The sequence below is a fragment of the Mesorhizobium sp. 131-2-1 genome (genome assembly GCF_016756535.1).
Classification (GTDB): Bacteria; Pseudomonadota; Alphaproteobacteria; order Rhizobiales; family Rhizobiaceae; genus Mesorhizobium.
In genome coordinates this window covers 5,879,527-5,901,471 of record NZ_AP023247.1, presented here as the reverse complement: position 1 = coordinate 5,901,471, position 21,945 = coordinate 5,879,527, and the positions used below count along the sequence as shown (strand labels likewise).

Annotated in this window: 21 protein-coding genes and 1 pseudogene; 14 read left to right on the top strand and 8 right to left on the bottom strand. The window is 59.8% G+C overall.

Annotated features, from left to right (window positions below):
- Positions 1-1,007: 1,007 nt before the first annotated feature.
- From JG743_RS34810 to JG743_RS28545, 3 genes are all read right to left on the bottom strand, one after another.
- Positions 1,008-1,421 (bottom strand): GFA family protein, encoded by a 414-nt coding sequence (locus JG743_RS34810; protein ID WP_202295339.1) that lies wholly within the window; start codon positions 1,419-1,421, stop codon positions 1,008-1,010.
- Between the two features lie 296 nt (positions 1,422-1,717).
- Entirely contained in the window at positions 1,718-2,164 is a 447-nt protein-coding gene (locus JG743_RS28550; protein ID WP_202295336.1) for a hypothetical protein, read from the bottom strand.
- 108 nt (positions 2,165-2,272) lie between these two features.
- The gene (locus JG743_RS28545; protein ID WP_202295333.1) at positions 2,273-2,482 is read right to left on the bottom strand and encodes a hypothetical protein; all 210 of its coding nucleotides are present in this window, start codon (positions 2,480-2,482) and stop codon (positions 2,273-2,275) included.
- A gap of 152 nt (positions 2,483-2,634) precedes the next feature.
- Here JG743_RS28545 and JG743_RS34300 point away from each other — a divergent pair, with 152 nt between their 5' ends.
- From JG743_RS34300 to JG743_RS28525, 5 genes and pseudogenes are all read left to right on the top strand, one after another.
- On the top strand, positions 2,635-2,943 hold the full coding sequence (locus tag JG743_RS34300) for a hypothetical protein (RefSeq protein WP_244672950.1): 309 nt from the start codon (positions 2,635-2,637) through the stop codon (positions 2,941-2,943).
- Between the two features lie 286 nt (positions 2,944-3,229).
- Entirely contained in the window at positions 3,230-3,793 is a 564-nt protein-coding gene (locus JG743_RS28535) for a DUF2062 domain-containing protein (RefSeq protein WP_446720920.1), read from the top strand.
- 684 nt (positions 3,794-4,477) lie between these two features.
- Positions 4,478-4,603: pseudogene (locus JG743_RS34805) on the top strand (IS91 family transposase); the annotation flags it as partial.
- Positions 4,604-5,615: 1,012 nt separating this feature from the next.
- Positions 5,616-6,506, top strand: coding sequence for an alpha/beta hydrolase (locus JG743_RS28530; protein ID WP_244672949.1), 891 nt, complete (start codon positions 5,616-5,618; stop codon positions 6,504-6,506).
- A 129-nt stretch (positions 6,507-6,635) separates the two neighbouring features.
- Positions 6,636-7,316 (top strand): TetR/AcrR family transcriptional regulator, encoded by a 681-nt coding sequence (locus JG743_RS28525; protein ID WP_202295324.1) that lies wholly within the window; start codon positions 6,636-6,638, stop codon positions 7,314-7,316.
- 292 nt (positions 7,317-7,608) lie between these two features.
- Here JG743_RS28525 and JG743_RS28520 read toward each other — a convergent pair whose 3' ends face one another.
- The gene (locus tag JG743_RS28520; protein WP_202295321.1) at positions 7,609-8,202 is read right to left on the bottom strand and encodes a TetR/AcrR family transcriptional regulator; all 594 of its coding nucleotides are present in this window, start codon (positions 8,200-8,202) and stop codon (positions 7,609-7,611) included.
- A 149-nt stretch (positions 8,203-8,351) separates the two neighbouring features.
- Between JG743_RS28520 and JG743_RS28515 the strand changes: the two genes are divergently transcribed.
- The 7 genes from JG743_RS28515 (at position 8,352) to JG743_RS28485 (ending at position 16,866) form a co-directional block, all read left to right on the top strand.
- Positions 8,352-9,524 (top strand): patatin-like phospholipase family protein, encoded by a 1,173-nt coding sequence (locus JG743_RS28515; protein ID WP_202295318.1) that lies wholly within the window; start codon positions 8,352-8,354, stop codon positions 9,522-9,524.
- A 104-nt stretch (positions 9,525-9,628) separates the two neighbouring features.
- A complete protein-coding gene (locus tag JG743_RS28510; RefSeq protein ID WP_202295315.1) occupies positions 9,629-10,414 on the top strand; it encodes an acetoacetate decarboxylase in 786 nt (261 codons plus the stop codon).
- Positions 10,398-11,228 (top strand): 3-hydroxybutyrate dehydrogenase, encoded by an 831-nt coding sequence (locus tag JG743_RS28505; RefSeq protein ID WP_202295312.1) that lies wholly within the window; start codon positions 10,398-10,400, stop codon positions 11,226-11,228. Before JG743_RS28510 ends, JG743_RS28505 begins: the two co-directional genes overlap by 17 nt.
- Before the next feature lie 226 nt (positions 11,229-11,454).
- Positions 11,455-12,537 carry an efflux RND transporter periplasmic adaptor subunit gene (locus tag JG743_RS28500; protein ID WP_202295309.1) on the top strand — a complete coding sequence of 361 codons (1,083 nt, stop codon included), beginning with the start codon at positions 11,455-11,457 and terminating at the stop codon, positions 12,535-12,537.
- Complete coding sequence (locus JG743_RS28495; RefSeq protein WP_202295306.1) at positions 12,537-15,635, top strand: efflux RND transporter permease subunit; 3,099 nt, start codon at positions 12,537-12,539, stop codon at positions 15,633-15,635. The genes JG743_RS28500 and JG743_RS28495 overlap by 1 nt, the downstream gene beginning before the upstream one ends.
- Positions 15,636-15,648: 13 nt before the next feature.
- Positions 15,649-16,245, top strand: coding sequence for a hypothetical protein (locus JG743_RS28490; RefSeq protein WP_244672947.1), 597 nt, complete (start codon positions 15,649-15,651; stop codon positions 16,243-16,245).
- A gap of 201 nt (positions 16,246-16,446) precedes the next feature.
- Positions 16,447-16,866 (top strand): hypothetical protein, encoded by a 420-nt coding sequence (locus tag JG743_RS28485; RefSeq protein ID WP_202295303.1) that lies wholly within the window; start codon positions 16,447-16,449, stop codon positions 16,864-16,866.
- Positions 16,867-17,184: 318 nt separating this feature from the next.
- Here JG743_RS28485 and JG743_RS28480 read toward each other — a convergent pair whose 3' ends face one another.
- A complete protein-coding gene (locus JG743_RS28480; protein ID WP_202295300.1) occupies positions 17,185-17,517 on the bottom strand; it encodes a GYD domain-containing protein in 333 nt (110 codons plus the stop codon).
- A 326-nt stretch (positions 17,518-17,843) separates the two neighbouring features.
- Entirely contained in the window at positions 17,844-18,386 is a 543-nt protein-coding gene (locus tag JG743_RS28475; protein ID WP_202295298.1) for a phosphatase PAP2 family protein, read from the bottom strand.
- Positions 18,387-18,427: 41 nt separating this feature from the next.
- Here JG743_RS28475 and JG743_RS28470 point away from each other — a divergent pair, with 41 nt between their 5' ends.
- A complete protein-coding gene (locus tag JG743_RS28470; protein ID WP_202295295.1) occupies positions 18,428-18,910 on the top strand; it encodes a DUF2127 domain-containing protein in 483 nt (160 codons plus the stop codon).
- A 7-nt stretch (positions 18,911-18,917) separates the two neighbouring features.
- Here JG743_RS28470 and JG743_RS34620 read toward each other — a convergent pair whose 3' ends face one another.
- Both JG743_RS34620 and JG743_RS34615 read right to left on the bottom strand, forming a co-directional pair.
- On the bottom strand, positions 18,918-19,052 hold the full coding sequence (locus JG743_RS34620; protein WP_274608550.1) for a phosphatase PAP2 family protein: 135 nt from the start codon (positions 19,050-19,052) through the stop codon (positions 18,918-18,920).
- Between the two features lie 5 nt (positions 19,053-19,057).
- The gene (locus JG743_RS34615; RefSeq protein ID WP_274608505.1) at positions 19,058-19,624 is read right to left on the bottom strand and encodes a phosphatase PAP2 family protein; all 567 of its coding nucleotides are present in this window, start codon (positions 19,622-19,624) and stop codon (positions 19,058-19,060) included.
- Between the two features lie 726 nt (positions 19,625-20,350).
- Here JG743_RS34615 and JG743_RS28460 point away from each other — a divergent pair.
- Positions 20,351-21,184 carry an ATP-dependent DNA ligase gene (locus JG743_RS28460; protein WP_202303060.1) on the top strand — a complete coding sequence of 278 codons (834 nt, stop codon included), beginning with the start codon at positions 20,351-20,353 and terminating at the stop codon, positions 21,182-21,184.
- The last annotated feature ends 761 nt before the right edge of the window (positions 21,185-21,945 follow it).

Here is a 21,945-nt window from a genome sequence, read left to right as displayed (position 1 = left end):
GCCCGCTGCCTGGGCAGCGGGTTTTCACGTTTGAATTGGCGCTGCTCCCGCCGTCGCTGGTACATCCGCAGTCGACGACGGGTAGCAATTGGCCGGTCCATTGCATCGAAGGGGCAAGGCTTGCACCGGCCGCTGCGGCGGGCTGTGGGTCCCCCGCATTACTGAATTTTACCGCCGCATCAGCAGTCATGCAATTAAGGCTATGTGCGGGGGGCCATCATCCGTTCGGGGGCCGTACCGGGTCCTGTTCCGTTCCCATCGGAAGCGCGTATCTGTGGATCCCTTCGTTAGCGGAACCTAATGCCGCGCCGGCTTATGGCGAGATGAGCACACGCAGCGTCAACTTTCTTCACAAATGGATTTTCAACAACTAGGAGGATGACTTGCGCCACGCCTCGCTGCGGGATTTCGGGGAAAAGACGGAGCTAACGCGGACAATCAGATGAAGGTCTACCGGGTCCAACAGATGCGAGACGGCGCGGTGATAGCCACGGAGTGCGTCGAGGCCATAGCTCCCTTCAAAGCTGCCGCAAAAGTCACAGGGAGGAAAGTCACGCTCCGGAACGGTGAAGCCGAGTGGATCCGGGTCACTGACACCACCGAGAGGTCTCGTCCCAGCCGTTTACCTACTGTGTTTGAGTACAAAGCTATCGGCAGCCGGAAAATGTAACCGTTCCGTCGCTGCGGTAGGGGGCGGCTCGGCATGTGGCGGGGTAGGCCAGCAAGTGCCGAGCCTGACCGGCAAGGCGCACGGGTGGCTTGGTGCGTTCGCCGGCTTTGAAATACATACGCGGCAGCTAATACAAACGTAACTCAACCAAATGACCGAAGGATGCAGCTAAAAGGTGGAGTTCGGGCCGACCTGGCGCGGCCCACTAACAGCACGCGCGCCCAGCTTTGAATCCTGTTGAACACGCCATAGGACGGATTTAAAATTTCCCAGTCGCCATTCTGTTCCAGCCCTTGGGCGGAGGAGGTTGCACCATGGATCTCTGTCGCCGGATTGGCTATTTAGGGACATCTCCATCGAACGCGCGCAAATGGGCAATGTTATCGATCCAAGTTTGCGCCGATCCGCGCCAGCATTGAGCTCTTGGGATGAGGTCGGCTCGTTGACGCAATGAGCCAACCCGGAGCCCGAAGAAGCCGTCTTTGCCATCCTCCGGTCTCGAATAGACCGAAGTTCCGCATTCCGGGCAGAACGCTAAAACGCGACGGTTTCCGCTTGCGGCAATTTTCACGTATGTCTTTGGTTCGCCCGATAAAAATTTGAACATTCGATCGACTACCGGCACAGTCACCCGGAACGCAGAGCCGGAGAGAGTTTGGCAATCCGTGCAATTACAGATCTCGACTAAGGTGGCATTTACCTCAGCCTCATAGCTGAGGTAGCCACACAGACAACGACCATCGACTTTCATTGTCACACCACTTGCCGCAAGCGCTGCCGGCGATCCTAGTCAGCAGCTACCCGATGACTGGCTTGTTGACCTGAGATTGCCGCCATTGGTAGGCATTGGCAAGTTCCGGGCCGTCGTGACCGTCGCCAACCGGGACACTCTCAGGGCAGTACTGGTTACCGCGCGGACGCCCGGGTGACTAACGACGAATTTCCATCGCAAAGATCGCTGCGATCACGACCGCGATGCCGATGCCTTGAAGGAGCGAGACGCTTTCGCCTAGCACAGCTATGGCAAAAAGGACGCCAAGGACCGGCTCAAAGGTTGCTGATCATTGGGGCGCGCGCCGCGCCGACGTAGGCCATGCCTGAGATAAATGCGAGCGTTCCCACCGTGGAGGCGATGGCGACGCCGACAAAGCCGGTCCATGCGAGCATCGTCGTGGGCAAGGCCAGTGTCCCAAAGAGCGCAAAGATCACCGTGAGCGTGGCTGCCGCCGACAACATCATGTAGAAGCCGACCGAGATGGCTTTTGCTTCTGCCATAGCGCGCGCGCCGCAAACAACGATGATCGCCGTCACCGCCATTGCCAACACGGCGAGGGCCAGTCCAATGCCGCTCAACCTTTCGAAGGATAGGCCGATCGCTAGGTAAAGGCCCACCAGCGCGGCGACGAGCGCGCCGATGGACATGATTGTCAGCTTCTCCTGACCGAGCACCACCACGATGAACCCGACAAGCACCGGATGAATGAAGTAGATCAAGATCACAGGCTGACCGGCAGATAGTTCACTGCCCCCAGATAGCGTAGAGCATGACGGCATAGGCCACGCCCATCCCTAAGGCGATCCACATCGGCCGGCGCGGTATCGTCAACGGCTGGCGCGTAACAGCAGCACGAACGTGATCAGGACTGAAAAGATGCTTCGACCGGTGATAACGCTGAGCGTATTGCTGCCGCCCTCATAGGCGAGCTTGGCGAGGCTTGGGACAATGGCGATGGCGATTGTGGAGAGGACGACTAGCCCGACGCCGAGCGCCCTTCCTTTGAAGTCGATCGAAATTATGCCAGCATCGGACATTAACCGAACCCGCGCCCCTCCGAGCCGCTATCTTATCTCACGGCTGAAGCTTCAGCCATACTTACAGGAACAGCCGGCGCCTTGGACTGCCCCCGTTATCGCTTCCAGCAACGTCAACCGCGTATTCGTTGAAGGCACAGGGAGGAGCTACCATGAGAGATCTGGGGCAGGCCGGCCTGGAGGGCATCGTTTCGAAGAGGAAGGACGGCAAGTATCGCAGCGGGCGGTCCACGGCCTGGCTCAAGGCAAAGAGCTACACGATCGACGAATACGACCTGCTTGGCGTAAAGCGTAAGGCGTGCAAGCCGGCGTTCGAGTTGATGGCAGCGCAGGACCGGGGCATCAAGCGGCCACTTGTCTTGCTTCGGTACCGCGCGCTGTTGCGGTATGATTTCGAGGAATTGGGGCAGCAGCCCATCGCCGCGTTTGATGCGTGGAAAAGGGAGGCTACGGCCTCTTGAGGCGAATGCCAGATGTCTTTTCTCGACCGGAGATCGTTATCGAAACGAATGTCCATTGCAAAAAAAAACACCTTCCTTCGGCGCAGGCTGTTGGCCAGGTAACCATTACAGGTGTCCCGATGGCGGATTGGTCTCCCGGCTGATCACCAAATACGGAACAAAGCGGCACAAGGCTGCGTTTTTGAAAGAGACGACATCGATCGGTTCAACTCCACACTAAGTGGGCAAGAGAGTGCTCTTCAGACGCCGAAATCCTGATGGTCTCTTCGATCGCTTACGCACTTATATGTGGCCGCGCCGCTCGTTCTCGCGATCGCTTCAATATTTTTCAAAGCGCGTTCTCCGGCTGAACGCCACTCCACACGCAGTAGCGGCTGGGGTAGCGGCTGGCGTTTTCGCGTCCTTCTTTCCGGTAGGATCCCATTTCGCCATTGCTGCCTTTGTGTGCTGGCTGACCGCGGGAAACATGGTGGCGGGAGGCCTAGGAACATTTGTCTTTGGCAATCCGCTGACCTTCCCACTTGTGGTGGGTGCGTCTTGGGAGACCGGGAAGATCATGTTGAGCAACCACGTGCAAAGTCACGGCTCGCCAGCCCATCTGAGTGAGATGTTGCAAACCCTTTCAATTTCGCAACTGTGGGAACCCGTGCTAAAGCCCATGCTGTTCGGAGCGGTGCCACTCGGGCTCATCTTTGGCCTGTTGTTCTATGGCATCACGCGTTATGGCATGACAGCCTTCCGCGAACAGAGGCGTAAGCGACTGGCCGACAAGGGGAGCCGACCCCTTCAGACGGAAGACATCGCGTTATCACCCCCGCTGCCTGCTCGACATCGCCGTTCTGGCGGGTGAATCGCGGCCGGCTGACAGTTGGGTGACGGATCGGTCCTAATGGTCGACCCAAAATACGCGCTTAAGAATATATCGCCGTGTCCTGCAAAGGCTTCCCTCGCTAGGAGAGAGAGTAGGGGACCAGATGCATAACCGGCGCTGGCGTGCGGGCAGGATACGCACATCGAAATCGCGACGTTTTTGGGTTAACGCTGCGCACATCTCTTGAACGAAATTGCGCGATCCGCATTGCGGGATCGGCTGCGTGTCGCCACGAGGACTTGTCTAGCTTTCTACGGAAGTTCAAGAGGCGTCGGCCTGTTGTTGCATGGTGTCCAGAAGTTGACCCCACGAATGGCCGGTCCCCTTCGTCCTCGCTATTTGCCAAATGTATGATGAGGTCGCCTGTGGGATTTGACGAGGTCGGACGCTTACGTCCCCGCGTGAGCTGCGGGACAAAAATCCGGAACGCTGCGTAGGATTGCCAACAGAACGGCAGTTTGTCACGAGATCCATCTCGAAGCGGTCGTTCCGCTCTTGGCCCCCACACTCCAACCGAGCAAGTACCTGGGCGTTCCCGTGGCCAATCATGGCCGAAGGAGAAACGAAATGGGACATTCCCTTTATGACCCCACAGCTTCCGATCGCCGCGCATGGAACGCGGGTAAGAAGGTCGGAACAAAACGCCCGCTGAAACCTCGACTGGACGACTTCCGCCCGCCGTGCCCATGCTGCGGCGGGCCTATGATCGTCATCGAGGTGTTCGAGCACTGCAGGCAGTCGCGCGGACCGCCGGGCGCACGGACGACGAACCGGGAGACCGCCCCATGACCCGGCATGGACCGCCTCCTCGCACGACCGCGCTACGCCGGCGCGGGTCAACGGAAACGCATGTGCGCTTCGCTGTGGCGCCAGTCTCCCGGTACCCAAACCCCACCGTCGTCATCGCGACAGGCTCCCCGACTTGGCCGGAAAGCTACTTCCTCGACACCCTGACAGCATCGCGCGCGGATGTTCGCGACAGGCGCTGGCACACTCGAAACACAAATCCCCATAGCTCGCGCCTGCTGCCCGCGGGTTCCTGCATGAAGGCTTTCGTACGCCTGACGGCAACCGAAACCCTTCAGCATCACGGCGGTCTTGTCCGCGCCCATAAGCAGACGTCGATGGTTTACATGCACGGTTTGAACAGGGCGGATACGGACCTTGAGGGTTGTCAGCTTCTGACAGCTTCTGCAGTTCTAATCGCCCAATTTCCGGAGATATTAGCCCTACGGCCCGGTGCGCAGATCTGGATAATGCAAGCGCCAGGAATCGACGGGTTTGCACGGCTCGCGCCCTCTTCGACACAGAACATAAGGTCATATTGACTTTATAGTCGTTTTGACTATTCTGTATGCATGGCGTCGACGACCGGTCTTCCAAGGTTAGGGGGATTGACAGTTTCCTGGCGATGAAACGGCCGGCTGCGCGCGTATAGAAATAGGTCAGACCCACGATGCCAAGCTGTGCCTGCCGACGTCAGCCGGGGAAATTCGGAAGCTCTCGCTTGACGCTTTCGATATTGGTGACCCTTTGCTTGATCGCAAATGGCTGCGCGATCCGAGCGGGAAACGTGCTCCAACCTCCTGCGGTCACCACGAGCGAGGCCACGCGGGTTGACCTGCTGGTCGCCACAACACGCAAACCGTCGACGGACCCTGACCAACTTTATTCAGGAGAGCGCGGGACGGCGATCTCGTTGGACAGCGTCACTGTCACCACACCTCCGGATCGAAACCGAAAGATCAGTAAGGTCCAGCGGCCTTCACACCGTCCTCCTGATCCCTCTCGGGAGTTGGCCATGGCAGAGGTGGACAAAGTCGCAACGGAGAGGCAGGTCTTTGATTGGTTCCGAAAGAACCGAAATGCAAAGCGTCAGGTGCTCATTTTTGTACACGGCTACAACAACTCTTATGCGGACTCGGTCTTTCGTTTCGCTCAGATCGTTCTCGACACAGGAACCGACGCTGCGCCTATTCTCTTTGCCTGGCCCTCGCGGGCCAGGGTCTTCGACTATCTTTACGACAAGGAGAGCGCGAACTACTCGCGTCGAGCCCTGGAGGACTTGATCCTCCAGGCTTCCATGAGTCCCGACGTCGACGACGTCACCATTCTCGCTCATTCGATGGGGACGTGGCTTGCCGTGGAGGCGTTACGCGGCGTTGCCATGCGTAAAAACGGGATCCCAGCTAAGGTCAGGAATGTCGTCTTGGCGTCTCCGGATATCGACATCGACGTGTTTCGCCGTCAATTCGTCGAGATGGGGCCAAATAAGCCGCGGTTTACAATCTTCACGTCGACGCAGGACAAGGCCCTTGAGTTTTCGCGACTGCTATCGGGTGGAATTTCGCGTGTCGGCGGTACCGATCTCACGCCCTATATGGCGGTTCTTCAAGAACTCGGAGTAACCGTCATCGACACGAGCGCAATCGGGTCGGGAGATCCACTCGGGCACAATGGGTATGCCGATAGCCCGGAGATTGTTCGGCTGCTGGCGCAGCGCCTAGGCGGATTGGTGACGGCAGGCGAAGCCAAATTCTTGGATCGCGTAGCGTCACCGACCGTCGACGACCGGCCGTTGCTGCGCAACACCGGGCCCGCCGCAGTAGACAGCAACGAGGCACGCAAGTTGTTGAAGCGTGAGCCTGTCACGTCGATGGGACAGATCGTTGATGGTCAGATCTCGTACTGAGATATCTGTGTAGACGGCGGGCTCAGACCAGACGTAACGAGAGGGGCTATCAATGGCAAGCCAGCTTGTGATGGACGCTATGGTCAATATGACCTATTGTGCAATCCGTTGTTAGAGACAGGACCAACGATGGCGAAGATCAATCCTATTCGGCGAGCTGAAATTGGGCGTGAAAAGCGCGCGCGAACCCGTGCAGACCTCGTTGCCGCGGCCAACTCGCTGTTCGCCAGACAGGCCGTGGAATCGGTAACAGTCGACGATGTGGTCAAGGAGGCTGCCGTTGCCAAGGGTACGTTCTACGTTCATTTCGATGGCCTCGAGGGTTTGACGGCGGCAGTCGCGGAGGAACTGGTTCAATCTTTCGACGAAATGCTGCAGTCCGACAGGCTATCACTCGACGATCCTGCCCTTCGGATTGCGTTCGGGTGCAGCGCATTCATCGACAAGGCCCTCAATGATCCTCGCTGGGCCAGCCTTGTCGCCAGGATGGCGACGGTAGATGCAAAGGGTGGCGAACTCCTCCGAGGCCGAATCTTCCAAGACCTGCAACAGTTCTCGAACAACCTGCCGGACGGCGGGCCATCCGCGCACCTCAACCTGGAAATCGTCGTTGGGATCATGCTCCAGCTCATGCGCGCGCTTGGGGAGCGCAGGTTGTCGCCGCTCGATCGTGATGGGGCCATAAGCGCCATCTTGCGCGCGATCGGCCTAAATGCCCGGGAGGCGAAGTCGGTCCTCACGCGCTTGCCTACATCTGGGCCTCGGCAACGGAAGTTTCAGCGCCCAGGTGCGGGGAGCGGCGGGGCCTGACCTTGGACTGCCGACGCTCACGCGGCGATCTCAGTTATCTGTTCGTTGAGATTGAGTGCTTTCGTCGCGACTCGAGATCTGGGCGTATATCCGGTCATCAGAGCGCCGCCGGCGCCTCGTGTTTCGACGGGCGCTCGAGCAGTAGCTGAAGCAGCGGCAGGCTTGGCAGTCGACCACGTCAGGAAACGACAGCCGGGGCGCGTGCTGCTGCCCTAACACCACAGTCGAGACGTTGCGACGGTGCATTGTCCATCAAACATCCGTCGGGCCGTGATGCTTTATCCAACCCTGTTCAGCGCTGACCGAGGCCCAGAGCTCGAAGCGTTGCGTCGAGCGCTTGGCTGGTCGTTTCGGGTCGGGGACCGCGCGCAATAATTCCGCGCGTCACCTCCAGCCATATTCCAATGGCGATGTCGGCTGCCAACTCAACGTCGCGCACGCTCACTCGACCCTGAGCAATTGCTTCCTCGATGTCCGCCTTGAGGTTCGCGCGAACCCCTAGGCCGAACTCAATGGGTGATTGAGAGCTCTGAATAACAAGACGAGCCCAGTCCGTGTCCGCGCTCGCTCTCTCCAGGAATTTCATGAACGCGAAAGAGAGGCGCTCGATCGGATCCCGCCGCTCGAGCCTCGCAGGCGACAGCAGCTCATCAAAGCTCTGACTGAGCCCGGCTCCCACCGCAGCGGCCAGATCTCCGATGCTCTTGAAATGGCAGTAGAAGGTCCCCTTGGCAATGCCCGCAGCCTCTACCACGGCTTCCACCGTAACCGCCTCGTGCGTACGCCCCCCAAGGAGCGTCGCGCCTGCTTCCACAATCTGCGCTCGCGTTCGTGCCCGCTTCTCGCGCCCTATCTGCGCCCTGCGCGCCACATCGACTTTTGCCATGCGTCATGTCCTTTTTGCATTGCACCCTTACGCAATTCTCATATTGACTATATAGTCGTTTTGACATATAGGTGCAAATTGAAAATTGAAGGTCGCGATGCGGACGGCGAAGGGCCGCGAGGTCACGCTCGGTGAGAAGGAATCATTCGATGAACGTTCAGTCCCAGAAGGATTTCCGAGTGGCGGAACGGCGTCTCCCTTTCGAATGCATTGCGTTGGTGCTGCAGGGCGGCGGGGCACTTGGAGCCTACCAGGCTGGCGTCTACGAAGCCCTTGCGGAAGCCGACATTCATCCAGATTGGGTTGCCGGCGTCTCCATTGGCGCCATCAACTCCGCGATCATCGCTGGAAACGAGCCGGCCGAACGGGTTGCGAAGCTGCGGACCTTCTGGCGCGAGATCACTGCCAATCCGCTTCTCGACTGGACTGCCGCCACAGACGCTCTTGCGCCGCAGGGCAATCTGCCGCGCGCACTCTTCAATCAATTCAATGCAGCCTTCGCGCTCGTCGCCGGCGCCCCAGGCTTCTTCAGCCTGCGGCAGCCCGCGCCCTGGCTGCACTCGGATGGCTCGCTCCAAGGTACAAGCTTCTACGACACCAGCCGCCTCAAGAGCACTCTGGAGCGGCTTGTGGACTTCGACCGGATCAACGCGGGCGGCATGCTTTTCAGTGTCGGAGCGGTGAACGTGCGGACAGGAAATCTCGTCTACTTCGACAATGAGACGCATACCATCCGGGCCGAGCACGTCATGGCTAGTGGCTCGCTTCCGCCCGGCTTCCCTGCGGTCGAGATCGAGGGCGAGCTCTACTGGGACGGCGGCCTCGTTTCCAACACGCCGCTGCAATGGGTCGTCGAGCACGGGACGCGGCAAGACACGATTGCCTTCCAGGTCGACCTGTGGAGCGCGCGCGGTGAGATACCCCGCAACCTGGCCGACGTCGCGGCGCGGCAAAAGGACATCCAGTATTCGAGCCGCTCGCGCGCCCATACCGACCAGTTCAAGCAGTACCAGCGCGCCCGGCACGCTCTCGCCAGCCTGCTTTCGAAGCTGCCGGCCGACTTGCTTGCTAGCGAAGAGGCAAGAATGCTGGGCGGGATTGCAGACCATAAGGTCTACAAGCTCGTGCACCTCATCTACCGCGCAAAACAGTATGAAGACCACTCGAAGGACTACGAGTTCTCACGCTTGTCGATGGAGGAGCATTGGCGGGCCGGTTACTTCGATGCCGTTCGTACATTGCGCCATCCTGAGGCACTGAGTCGGCCGGACAATCTGGACGGGGTCAGCACCTATGACCTTGCCATCGACGGGCTGCAATAGCGGTTAGCCCAAAGACGATTGACGTCCCCTGCCGGTCCCGAAGGCGACCCGGCTTCTCCTGAACGGAAACGAACCGGTCGATCCAGCCCAAAGGAATTTCAGATATGCACCAAGACACTGTCCGGGCGAAGGCTCTCGCCATGCCACTGACAAGCCCGGCCTTTCCGGCCGGGCCATATCGCTTCCGAAACCGGGAGTATCTGATCATCACATATCGCACCGATCCGCAGAAGCTGCGCGACCTGGTGCCGGAGCCGCTTCAGGTTGTCGAGCCGCTCGTGAAATTCGAGTTCATTCGCATGCCGGACTCGACAGGCTTTGGCGACTACACCGAAAGCGGGCAGGTCATCCCGGTCTCCTTCCGAGGCCGCAAGGGCAGCTACGCCCACTGCATGTTTCTCGATGACCATCCGCCGATCGCCGGCGGACGCGAGTTGTGGGGTTTTCCCAAGAAGCTCGCCAGCCCAACGCTCCGAACGGAGACGGATACCCTTGTTGGCACGCTCAACTACGGACCGGTCCGCGTCGCGACCGGCACCATGGGCTACAAGCACCGAGCCGCCGACCTCGCGAGCGTGAAGGCCTCGCTCGCCCAACCGAACTTCCTCCTCAAGATCATCCCGCACGTCGACGGCACTCCGCGCATCTGCGAGCTCGTCGAATACCATCTGGAGGACATCGATCTGAAAGGCGCCTGGACCGGCCCGGCAGCCCTGAACCTTTGGTCACACGCGCTGGCCCCAGTCGCCGAGCTGCCGGTCCTGGAAATTGTCTCGGCCACACACATCGTCGCCGACCTGACGCTCGCGCTGGGGAAGGTCGTGCATGACTATCTCGCAGAAGCCGAGCCTCGCCATCGGAAAGGAAGAATCCATGAACTTGCAGACTGAGATCTCATCGAACAAGCGCGCCGATGGAGCCGGCGGACGGCTCCTGGACAAGGTGGCGGTGATCACCGGAGCCGCGAGCGGCATCGGCAAGGAGATTGCGCTCAGCTTCGCCCGTGAGGGTGCAAAGGTGGTCATCGCGGATCTCGATCAGACCGCGGCGGAAAAAGCCGCGTTCGAGATCGATCCGATGGGCAAGCGTGCGCTCGGGGTTGGCATGGATGTCAGCAGCGAGGAGCAAGTGGAAAGTGGAATGGCGAAGGCGATCGAAATCTTCGGGCGCCTCGACATCCTGGTCAGCAACGCCGGCGTCCAGATCGTGGCGCCGATCGTGGAGTTCGAATTCGCGAAATGGCGGAAGCTGCTTTCCATCCACCTCGATGGGGCTTTCCTGACGACCCGTGCAGCCTTGCGGCAGATGTACAGCCAGAACTGCGGCTGCATCATCTATATGGGATCCGTGCATTCCAAGGAGGCGTCGCCGCTCAAGGCTCCTTACGTCACCGCCAAGCACGGCCTCGTTGGCCTGGCGAAGGTTGTGGCGAAGGAGGGGGCCGCGCACGGCGTCCGCGCCAACGTGATATGCCCCGGGTTTGTCCTGACGCCGCTCGTCGAGAAGCAGATCCCCGAACAGGCTCGCGAGCTTGGACTCTCCGAGGCGGACGTGGTCAAGACCATGATGCTGAAGGAGACGGTCGACGCTGAGTTCACGACCGTCCAGGACGTTGCGGAAGCAGCGCTGTTCCTCGCGGCCTTCCCATCGAACGCGCTGACCGGCCAGTCGATGGTGGTCAGCCACGGATGGTTCATGCAGTAGCGGGTTCGGAGACGCGCGTCTCATTGCGCGCCTCCGTCCTTGCCTAGATCGATCCCCACCTATACGTCGTACCTCTTTTTTGCATAGCACAAATGTACGAATCTCATATTGACGATATCGTCGTTTTGACATATAAGTTCAATATGAAATCGAAACCCGGCCGATAAAACGGGGCTCATTCATCATCAGTTCCCTGCAACCCCGATCCTTTCGAGCGGAGGCTTTCATGCGCCTATCGTACGGCAAATTCCTTTGTGTCTGTCTCGCCAGCCTTTGCCTTGCTGGCTGTTCCGAAGAGGAGAAGGCAGCATCTCCGGCACCGCGGCAGGCGCGGGCAGTGGTGGTGACGCCTCACAAGCTCGCCACGGTGGCGCAGGGCGCCGGTCGCGTCCAGTCGCGTTATGTCAGCGAGGTCGGCTTCGAAGTCGGCGGCCGCGTCATCTCCCGCGATGTCGACATAGGCGCCATCGTCAAGAAAGGTCAGAAGCTCGCCGAGCTTAGTGCCGTCGATTACCGCAACAAGGTGACCGCCGCGGAGGCCGATCTCACGGCGGCCAAGGCCACGTTCGTCCAGGTCGTGGCCCAGGAGGAACGCTTCCGCATTCTGCTCGGCAAGGGCTTTACCACCCGTTCCCAGTACGATGAGGCGCTGAAGTCGTTGCAAAGCGCACGAGCTGCCGTCCAGGCTGCGGAAGCCAATCTCCGGATCGCTCAAAACCAGCTCGGCTACACGCAGTTGCTTGCACCCGACGATGGCATCGTGACGGCAACGGCGGCGGACCCTGGTCAAGTCGTGGCCGCGGGCCAGATGGTCGTCGAGATCTCCCGCAATGACGCGCGCGAGGCGGTCTTCGCTGTCGCCGGCGAAGACATCGCCGGGGCAAAGGTCGGCATGGCGGTGAACGTTTCAATCCAGGGCCGGCCGGACATCGCAGTCACCGGTACGATCCGCGAGATTTCGCCCGAGGCCGACAGCACGACCGGCACCTATCAGGTGAAGGTGGCGCTGGCTTCGCCGCCGCCAGAGATGCGGCTGGGCGCAGTCGTCGTAGGCCGCGTCGAAAGCGAAGGAGGCCAGGAGGTCACCACACTACCCCCGACCGCTCTGCTGCAGTCCGGAGACAAGCCACAGGTCTGGGTGATTGGCGGTGACGGCAAGGTTCAGCGCCGGAACGTCCAGCTGCTTCAATTCGATACGGACTCCGTCGTCGTCAGCCACGGGCTTTCGGCAGGAGAGAAGGTCGTGACCGTCGGCGTCAATTCGCTAGCAGACGGTGAGTTGGTCAACGCCGAGACGGAGGTGAAGTAATGACACGCTTTAATCTTTCAGAATGGGCGGTCCACAACCGGGCCATCGTCGTATTCCTCATGCTCGTCTGCGTCATCGGTGGCATCAGCGCCTACGAGCGACTAGGCCGGCAGGAGGATCCGGACTTCACCGTGCAAACCATGGTGGTCCAGGCGGTCTGGCCCGGGGCCAGTGCGGCCGATATGCTCACGCAGGTGACCGACAGGCTGGAGAAGAAGCTCGAAGAAACTCCCAAGCTGGATTACCTCAAGAGCTACACCAAACCCGGCCAGGCAACGATTTTCGTCTACCTCAAGGAGTCGACGCCCAAGCGCGACCTCGATGACATCTGGTACCAGGTCCGCAAGAAGGTCAGCGACGTTCATGCGACGCTTCCCCCTGGCGTGATCGGCCCCTTCTTCAACGACGAGTTTGGCGACGTCTTTGGCGTCGTTTACGGTATCACCTACGACGGCTTCACGCCGCGAGAGGCGCGTGACTTCGCCGAGACGGCGCGGACCGAGTTCCTGCGTTCGTCCGATGTCGGCAAGGTCGAGATTTTTGGCGACCAGGACGAGAAGATCTATCTCAGCTTCTCACCCCAGAAGCTCGCCAATCTCAAGCTCAACCTCGACGAAGTGCTGACGGCGATCGCCCGCCAGAACGCCGTTGTGCCCTCTGGCGTCATCAACACGCCGCACGAGAACATGCTTGTCGACGTTACTGGCTCGCTCCTGACGCCCGAGAATGTTGCCAACCTCAACCTCTGGATCGATGGCCGCTTCTACAAACTCACTGACATCGCCAACGTTCAACGCGGCTACAGCGACCCGCCCACGAAGATGTTTCGCGTCAACGGCAAGCCGGCTATCGGCATTGGCGTCAACATGCGCGAGGGCGGCAACAACCTCGAATTCGGTGAAGGCCTGCACGATGCGGCCAAGCGCCTGATGCAGCGCCTTCCCATCGGCATTAATCTCAATCTGGTATCGGACCAGCCTGAGGTCGTGCGCGAGGCCATCGGCGAATTCACCAAGGCGCTGGTCGAGGCGATCGTCATTGTACTCGCCGTCAGCTTCCTCAGCCTCGGCCTTAGGGCAGGGCTCGTGGTTGCCCTGTCAATACCGCTGGTACTCGCGATCGTCTTTATCGCCATGGAAACGATGGGCATCAGCTTGCAGCGCATCTCGCTCGGCGCTCTCATCATCGCGCTCGGCCTGCTGGTGGATGATGCGATGATCACTATCGAGATGATGATCTCGAAGATCGAGGAAGGCATGGAAAAAATCAAGGCGGCTACCTTCGCATACACTTCTACCGCCTTCCCCATGCTATCGGGAACTCTGATCACGATCCTCGGCTTCCTGCCGATTGGCTTCGCTGACAACAACACCGGACAGTATACGTTTTCGCTGTTTGCCGTCATTGGGGTTGCGCTGGTTGCGTCCTGGTTCGTGGCTGTGATCTTCGCGCCGGTAATCGGGCTTTCCTTGCTGCCTTCCCGCATGAAGGCGCACGCTCATGGGCCCGGCCGCTTCATGCGCGCTTTCATCGGCTTGCTCGGTTTCAGCATGCGGCACCGCTGGCTCACCATCGCCGCCTCGCTTGCCGCCTTCGGTGCCTCTCTCTACGGCATGGGTTTTGTGCAGCAGCAGTTCTTCCCGGCGTCGAACCGGCCCGAGCTTGTCGTAACGATGACGTTGCCGAAGAATGCCTCGATCGCCGCGACCGAGGCGGAGACGAAACGGCTGGAAGACTGGCTTGCCAGCGACCCCGACATCGCCGGCTATTCTTCCTACGTCGGCGGCGGCGCCATCCGCTTCTATCTGCCTCTCGACGTCCAGCTCGACAACGACTTCATGGCGGAGACCGTGGTCGTCGCGAAGGACCTTGAGGCGCGCGACCGCGTCCTGGTGAGGCTCCAGACGCTGTTTGCCGACAGCTTTCCGGACGTGAAGGCCCGCATCTCGCGCCTGGAACTCGGGCCGCCCGTAGGCTGGCCGGTGCAATACCGGGTGAGCGCGCCGACGGCCGAGGAGGCCAGGGAGCACGCGGAGGAACTCGCAAATGTGCTGCGGTCATCCGGACTCGTACGAAACGTCAACTACGACTGGGCGGAGAAGAGCAAGGCATTACGCATCGTGGTCAATCAGGATCGCGTGCGTCAGGCTGGCCTGAGCTCGCAACAGGTCGCGCAGGCACTCGACCGCGTGATCAGCGGCTCGACGGTCACTCAGCTTCGCGACTCAATCTATCTGGTCGATGTCGTTGCCCGGGCCGAGAGCAGCGAGCGCTCAAGCGTTGAAGCCTTACGCAATCTTCAGATTCCTACCGCGACAGGCGCCTCGGTGCCCCTGCGCGAGCTTGCCGAGTTCCAGTATGATCTCGACGAGGGTTACATCTGGCGTCGCGGCCGCCTGCCCACCATCACGGTTCAGGCCGAACCGCTGCCGGGGCTGCAGCCCGCCTCCGTTCACGAGCAACTGGCAGGCGCGATTGAGGCGCTGCACAAGTCGATGCCGGCGGGCACTCTCATTGAGACCGGTGGTACGGTCGAGAAGAGCGGCCAAAGCAACGCCGCGCTACTGGCCCAGTTTCCGCTGATGATCACGCTGATGCTTACCGTACTCATCGTCCAACTAGGCAGTTTCCGCCGGATGGCGATGGTGATCAGCGTGGCGCCGCTAGGCCTCATCGGGGTCGCGATCGCCCTGCTGACCACGAGCACGCCGATGGGCTTCATCGCCATACTGGGGATCATCGCACTTGCAGGCATGATCATCCGCAACTCCGTGATCCTCGTCGATCAAATCGAGCATGAGCGGGCGCGCGGCATCGATCCGTGGAAGGCGGTGATCGACGCGACCACGCACAGGTTCCGGCCGATCATGCTGACCGCGGCTGCAGCCATCCTTGGCATGATCCCCATAATGCACGACGTGTTCTGGGGGCCGATGGCCTACGCCATTGTCGGCGGGCTCGCCGTGGCCACGGTGCTTACCCTGGTCTTCCTCCCGGCCCTCTTTGTCGCGGTCAATCGTATCCGGGAGAAGGACGCGCCGACTGCATCGGCCGTGCCGGATGCGATTGCCGCGCCCATTCTCGCACCTCAGCACTGAGAAGGGGATCGGTATGCCGGAAACGTCCTCCTCTCTTCTTCATCGCTACTTCGGATCGGATGCCACGATGTACGCCGGATCAGGTGAGACCGCCCGCGAATATGCCGACAAGATGCTGCTCTCAGCGCTGCAGGAAGCGCAATCGGCGGCGCGCTCCTACGACACGCGGGCCCAGATCGTCGGCGTGGGCTACATCTTAGCCCTCAACCTAGTGCTGCGGTTCGGCGATCTCTTGCCGAACCATGCGCCAATCGGGCCGCTGTTTTATGCGGTCGTTTGGGGAATCGTGATCATGCCGATCATGCAGTTCGGCCACGTGCTTTATCCGAGCCGCATGCGCGCGGAAAAGGAATTCAATGGCAAGGTGTCGGGGGCTTCTGCCGTCGCGCCGGTCTACTATGTCGAACCCGGCTCCTTCTCTGATGTCCGTGCCCTGGTCCACCAGGCGTTGAAGTCCGATTGGACCTCGGTGCTGGCCACCGAACTGCTGAAAACCTCGCGTGTCCGGACCATCAAGCAGGCGCGCTTCCACCGAGGCCTGCTGATGACCGTTTTGTCCTTCATCGTGCTGGGCGGCGAGCAGCTTCTTCGAAGTTTCGCCCTGGCCTGATGAGCAGCATGACAAATTTGAAAGAGACCCCGAGCTATGAGACCGGGAAGCGGAGTAACTGACTTCACTTTACGAAGGCCAGCAGCGGGAGCGGAATCGCGAACGGGCGGCGCTGCCCAATTGTGTTTTGACTATTTTTTCGCACGGGCGTGTAAAATGTCCGGTTCGCCCGCTTGGGCGCGCTAACTTAGGGAGGATGTTATGAATCGACGTAATGCTCTCGCCTTTGGTGCCGCCTCGCTGTCGGCCCCGCTATTGGTCCCAAAGCCCACTCCGGCAGCGGCCAAGGCCTATGGTCCGACCGATGGCAAAGAGATTTTTCCCGGCGTTCGGCTCGTCGAACTGGGAACACGAGATTCCCATATCAAGGGGTACAAGACCATCGCCATGGAAGACGTCGTCTATCAGCCAAAGGGGACTAGCCCGCTCGGGGATGTCATGGCCGACGATATGGTCTGCACGGTCACTGAAGGTGAGCTGGAGGTTACTGCCGGAGACATGAAGTTCCAGGCCAAGGAAGGGGACGTATGGAGCTGCGGCAAGGGTAGTACCAAGGAGGCTGCTACGAATAAAGGAACAGTGGTCGCTGTAATGCGGGTGATTAACTTGAAGGTTACATAAGGTTGCCGTGGAATATGGCCGGCCCCGCACAAGGGATGGCAACGCCCGTGACGAGCTTACCCGCAAGATCGAGGACAATGATGCGGACAGGGCTTCGGGCGTCCGTACGGGGCTGAAAGAGGGCTGCGGAAAGATCGTCAAAGATCGTGTCCATCCGAAGATTCTAGATCGAAACCGGGCGAATGTGAATCCCCACCCTCATGGCGTTATCGCACCAGTGCTTTGGCGACCGCGATTTGTACCGGGCCTGACCAGCGGAGCCGGTTCTGGCAGCGGATCGAACCTCCGCTGCCAGAGATGTTTCAACCAGTGGTCTGCCTATCTTGCTGGGGATCTGTAGGAGGAAGCGATTTTGCCCGCCTTCTCTTGGGCCGCCTTGAATTCCGCGCTCGTGTATGCTCGCACGGTCTTGACATTCGATACCGCTCCCGATGCGCCGACGACGAGAAGTGCGGGGAGCAGGTCAACACCGTCGTCGAATTCCGTAATTGCCAGCCAGTCAGTTTCGCCCGTCGTCACGTAGAAAGTATGCAGTTTCCCGCCTGCTGCTTCAAAGATGGCACGGGCTGCCTTTTCTCGGTTCGATGGATTGTCAATCATTCCCATCGCTGCCGTGGCTGAATAGCAACCTGTGACTATGAACGTTGGCATATGACATCCTCCCTCGATAATCGGACAGATCGAATGATCTGCCGGCTGGCAAATCATAGGCCGTTCATTGGAATATTCAATTTTGCTAAAGTGCCTCGGAATAAAAACTGGCGCATCTCATTGGAAATGCCGGCCGGAAGGCATAGCCCCACCATGCTTCCGGTCTCCTTGTGAAAGGCCCGCTGCCATGTCAAGGTGGCGGGTTTCACATTATAGCGATTTGCTGAAACATAGGCCGGCTCAAGCCGTTTATTGTTCGCCAGATTGTACCTCTGGTGGCACAGTAGACCCTCCCGCCGGCTTCGGTCGGCGGGCTTTTTGTTAGGCTACAATATTCTCGTCACCAGCGAGTCCAAGCGGGAATTCTCACGGTAAGCCAGTCGCACGGCAATGGCGCCCAAGACGCCGGTGAAGGCGCCGCCGATCACGTCGCCAACATAGTGGATGCCGATATGCAACCGCGACCAGCAGATCAGCAGCGCCATGACGGTGAATGCCTGTGTGCGGCGCGGCAGCGCCTGCATGGCGAAGGCCGCGACAATCGCAAAGCTGGCAGTCGCGTGGTCGGACGGGAACGACCAGTCGGCGCTGGGGGCTATCAACAGATGCGTCACGCCGACATCGTAGGGTCGTATCCGATGCACGAACAGAAGAATGAATTGGTTGATCGCCAGGCCGATCAAGAACGCCAGACCGGCGGACAAGGCCGCGTGTCGAACGTGATAGCGGTCGACCTTCACCCACCATTGCAGAACCACGGCCAGCACCATGAGCGGAACGCCGATTTGAGAGATGCCAATCATTGCCTTATCAAGCGCCGGGTCAAGCCCGGCAGCGGCGTTGATCCAGTGGGTGAGAATTGCATCCATTCTGCCTTGCTTCCGTTGTTATCGCTTGCGAGGTGATTTTTGTGAGAGCAGTCGACGAACGCCGCATCCACCAGATTTTTGAAGTCAGCGTCTGGCTCAAGGGTGCTCACGCCCTGATCGAGTGTATCGGTGGAGTCCTGCTTTATCTCGTAACCACAGACACGATTGCCTCGTGGGTCAATGCCTTCACCCAGGAGGAATTGATCGAAGATCCGAACGATTTCATAGCCGGCCATCTGTCGCAGGCGGCAAGCCATTTCTCGATCGCCAGCAAGGAGTTCTACGCATTCTACCTGCTCAGCCACGGCATCATTAAGCTGCTGTTGGTTGTTGGCCTTCTGCGGGGCAAGCTGTGGTCCTATCCGGCGTCGCTCGTCGCATTGGGAGCGTTCATGGTCTACCAGGTCTATCGCTATTCCTACACCCACTCTCCCGGGCTACTCGTGCTAACGGTGTTTGATGCGGTCGTCATGGTTCTGATCTGGCACGAATGGGGTGTAATGCGGCGGCACAAGCCCGCATAGCGACTGATTACCTCCCTCGGCTCTGTTCAATCCGCTGGACCGCAGACCAGCACAGAATGGCCCAAGCGGAACCGACACACCAACCCGCAAGAACGTCGGTGGGGTAGTGGACGCCGAGATAGACGCGGCTCAATCCGACCATAACCGTCAGAAACACTGCAATCGACACGAAGTACGCTTTGACGCGGGGATCGGGTTCGCCTTGGCCAGTAACGCTCCAAGGGTCAGGAAGGTGACGGCGGAAAGCATGGCATGTCCGCTCGGGAAGCTTGCAGTAAAGACCCTCGCAGTGTGCGCAAGATCGGGCCTCGGGCGGTCGAACGCGATTTTGAGGAGTGTGCTTATCGCCTCTCCACCAGTCACAGCGGCCGCAACAAGCACTGCGTATCTCCGCTTTCCTGCGATCAGCAGGTAACCCACTGAGGCGACCGTCACGAAGCCCAGGAAGGCGAAGCTCCCGAGAGACGTAACGTCGCGACCCATTTCCACTAGCCAAGGTGGGCCGATCGGGCTGGTGGGGTCACCGGCACTGCGGAACGCCATAAGAACGGCCCGATCGAAACTGCTTGTGTCGCCCTCAATAACTTCTTCTGCCAGAAGGCCGAAGCTGAGGACCAGACCGCCAGCCACAAGCAGGGAGACGATCAACCAAATAGCGTCGTTGCGAAGGCCCTGAAGAAACCTGCCGGACGAAGAGGGTGACTTGATCTCCATCGATCTAAGCTAGTGGAAGCGCGAAGCCGGTCAATCGGTCACTTCGCGAGGGCGCCGCACTGACGCTTGTGGGCAGGTCTGATCGCCTGCGTCAGCGATTGCAAGCGGCTTATGTTTTCGTAGTCCCCTCCGCCAGCCATGTGATAGGCAGCGGGTTTTCACGTTTGAATTGGCGCTGCTTCCGCCGTCGCTGGTACATCCGCAGTCGACGACGGGTAGCAAATGGCCGGTCCCTTGCATCGAAGGGGGTAAGGCTTGCAACACCGGCTGCTGCGGCGGGTGGTGGGTCGCCCGCACTTATAGAATTCTACAGCCACATCGGCAGTCTTTCAATTAAGGCTATGTGCGGGGGCCATCATCCGTTCGGGGGCCGCACTGGTCCTGTCTGGAAATCTTTCACGGTGAAAGATTTGTCGCCGAAGCGATCCGCGACTCCCATTCAACCGGCGCGCTCCTCGACTCTTGCGATACGAGAGGCGGATACGCAGATGCGGAAGCGAAAAGGGCGGCTTGGCACCCGGCGGGGTAGGCCAGTGCCGGGCCTGACCGGTGGGCCTTTATTGAGGGGTGCGCCGCCGGCTGAGCCATTTATAGGACTCGTCATGCATCATTGCTAATTTAGTAAAACTTTCATCTGTACACCGTAGCCGCTGGACCGATCGGGGCCGAGTTTTGCGTAAGCGAGTGAATGCCGGCGTTGGCCGGTTGGAGTTCATCGAACCTCTTATGCCTACCCTCGTGGACAAGCCTCCCGAGGGCGATGGCTGGCTGCATGAGGTTAAATTTGATGGCTACCGCTCTCAGATCGTCAGGGATGCCGAAGGCACGCGCATCTTCACAAGGCGCGGTCTCGACTGGACATCGAAATACCGTGACCTCGCCAAAGCAGCAGCCGAGCTGGAGGTCGAGAGCGCCATCATTGACGGCGAGATCATCGTTCTGAACGATGCCGGCCTGTCCGACTTCAAAGCGCTGCGCAAGGCCATCACCAGTCGGCAGCATGATCTGTATTTCGTCGCCTTCGATCTCCTCCACTTAGATGGCCACGACCTACGCGACATGCCCCTAGAAGACCGTCGCGAGATCCTGGCCGAGATGATCCCGGAAGGTGGCCGCATTCAATTCAGCCAGGCCTTACCGGGCGATGCCAAAGCCATCTTCCACCTGGTCGACCAAGCCGGGCTCGAAGGGATGGTGTCGAAACGCAAGGACAGCAAATATCGCTCTGGCAGCTCGACGGCCTGGCTGAAGACGAAGACGTTCACGATCGACGAATACGAGCTGCTTGGTGTCGAACGGGAGGCCGGCAAGCCAGCTTTCGCTCTGATGGCAGAGCGGCGCACAGGCCGCTATGTCGGCAGCGCCTTCATCACCTTGAACCGGGAGATGCGAGAACGCCTCTGGGAACGCGTCCAGGGGCACGCTGGGCCTCCGCCCAAGGGCATGAAACGGCCGGCCACGCAGTGGGTAAAGCCGGGGCTGATCGGCCGTGTGAAGCACCTGCGGGGCGAAGACGATTTGCGTCACGCGTCGCTTCAGGATTTCCGCGAAGAGAGCTAGTGCTGCTTGCAGGAGCGTGCCAGACGCTTGGGCGGCGGTAGACGCCGCGGCCAGCACCAACGCGAGCTGGCGAGACTCTGGATTTCGAATGGGCCTACATCATATAGGGTGGATAGTACCACTCCAAAATCTTGGCTTCCTCGGCTGGCGTCATCGGACGACACTCCCAGGAGTCCGTTCTCGCAAACGGGCCTGCCCGCTGGATTGATGTCTTGATGTCAGTCAGCAAAGCCCAACAGGGGCCACAGCGCTTGACGGATCGTCGAAGCCGCAGTGCTGCCGGGCGCATGCGAAAGACCTCCGCTGGTTGCAGTACTGCCGCCGTGGCGTTGCCGCCCGACGGCACCGGGGTCACCAGCCCCGATTTTCGTAGAGCCAGTACCCACCAGAACAGCCGAATTGGGCTGGGAGACCAAGCCGCCGTTTGGCGTCAAATTCGATCTCCGAGAGAGACCACGCTCTGTCGTTCTCACTCACATTGGGCAGGATGGTGGCTCCTTCCTGCGTCAAAGCCAGTCTCATTTCCTGGAAGTGCCTTTTGAAGCCGCTCTCAATTTGGCTGCTTGGACACCGATGACCTTGCAAGCATGCTCGCCTCAGAATGTCGGAATACATCTGAGCGCTGATAGCTCTGACAGTCTCTTCGGAGCGCTATCCTTGGACCAGCATTCGCCCGCCGACACCATCAGCATCGCAGCCAACGGGCTTGCCAAGAAGAACCTCTCCACGTCGGAACCCCTCTCCGAGCAGGGAAACGCATA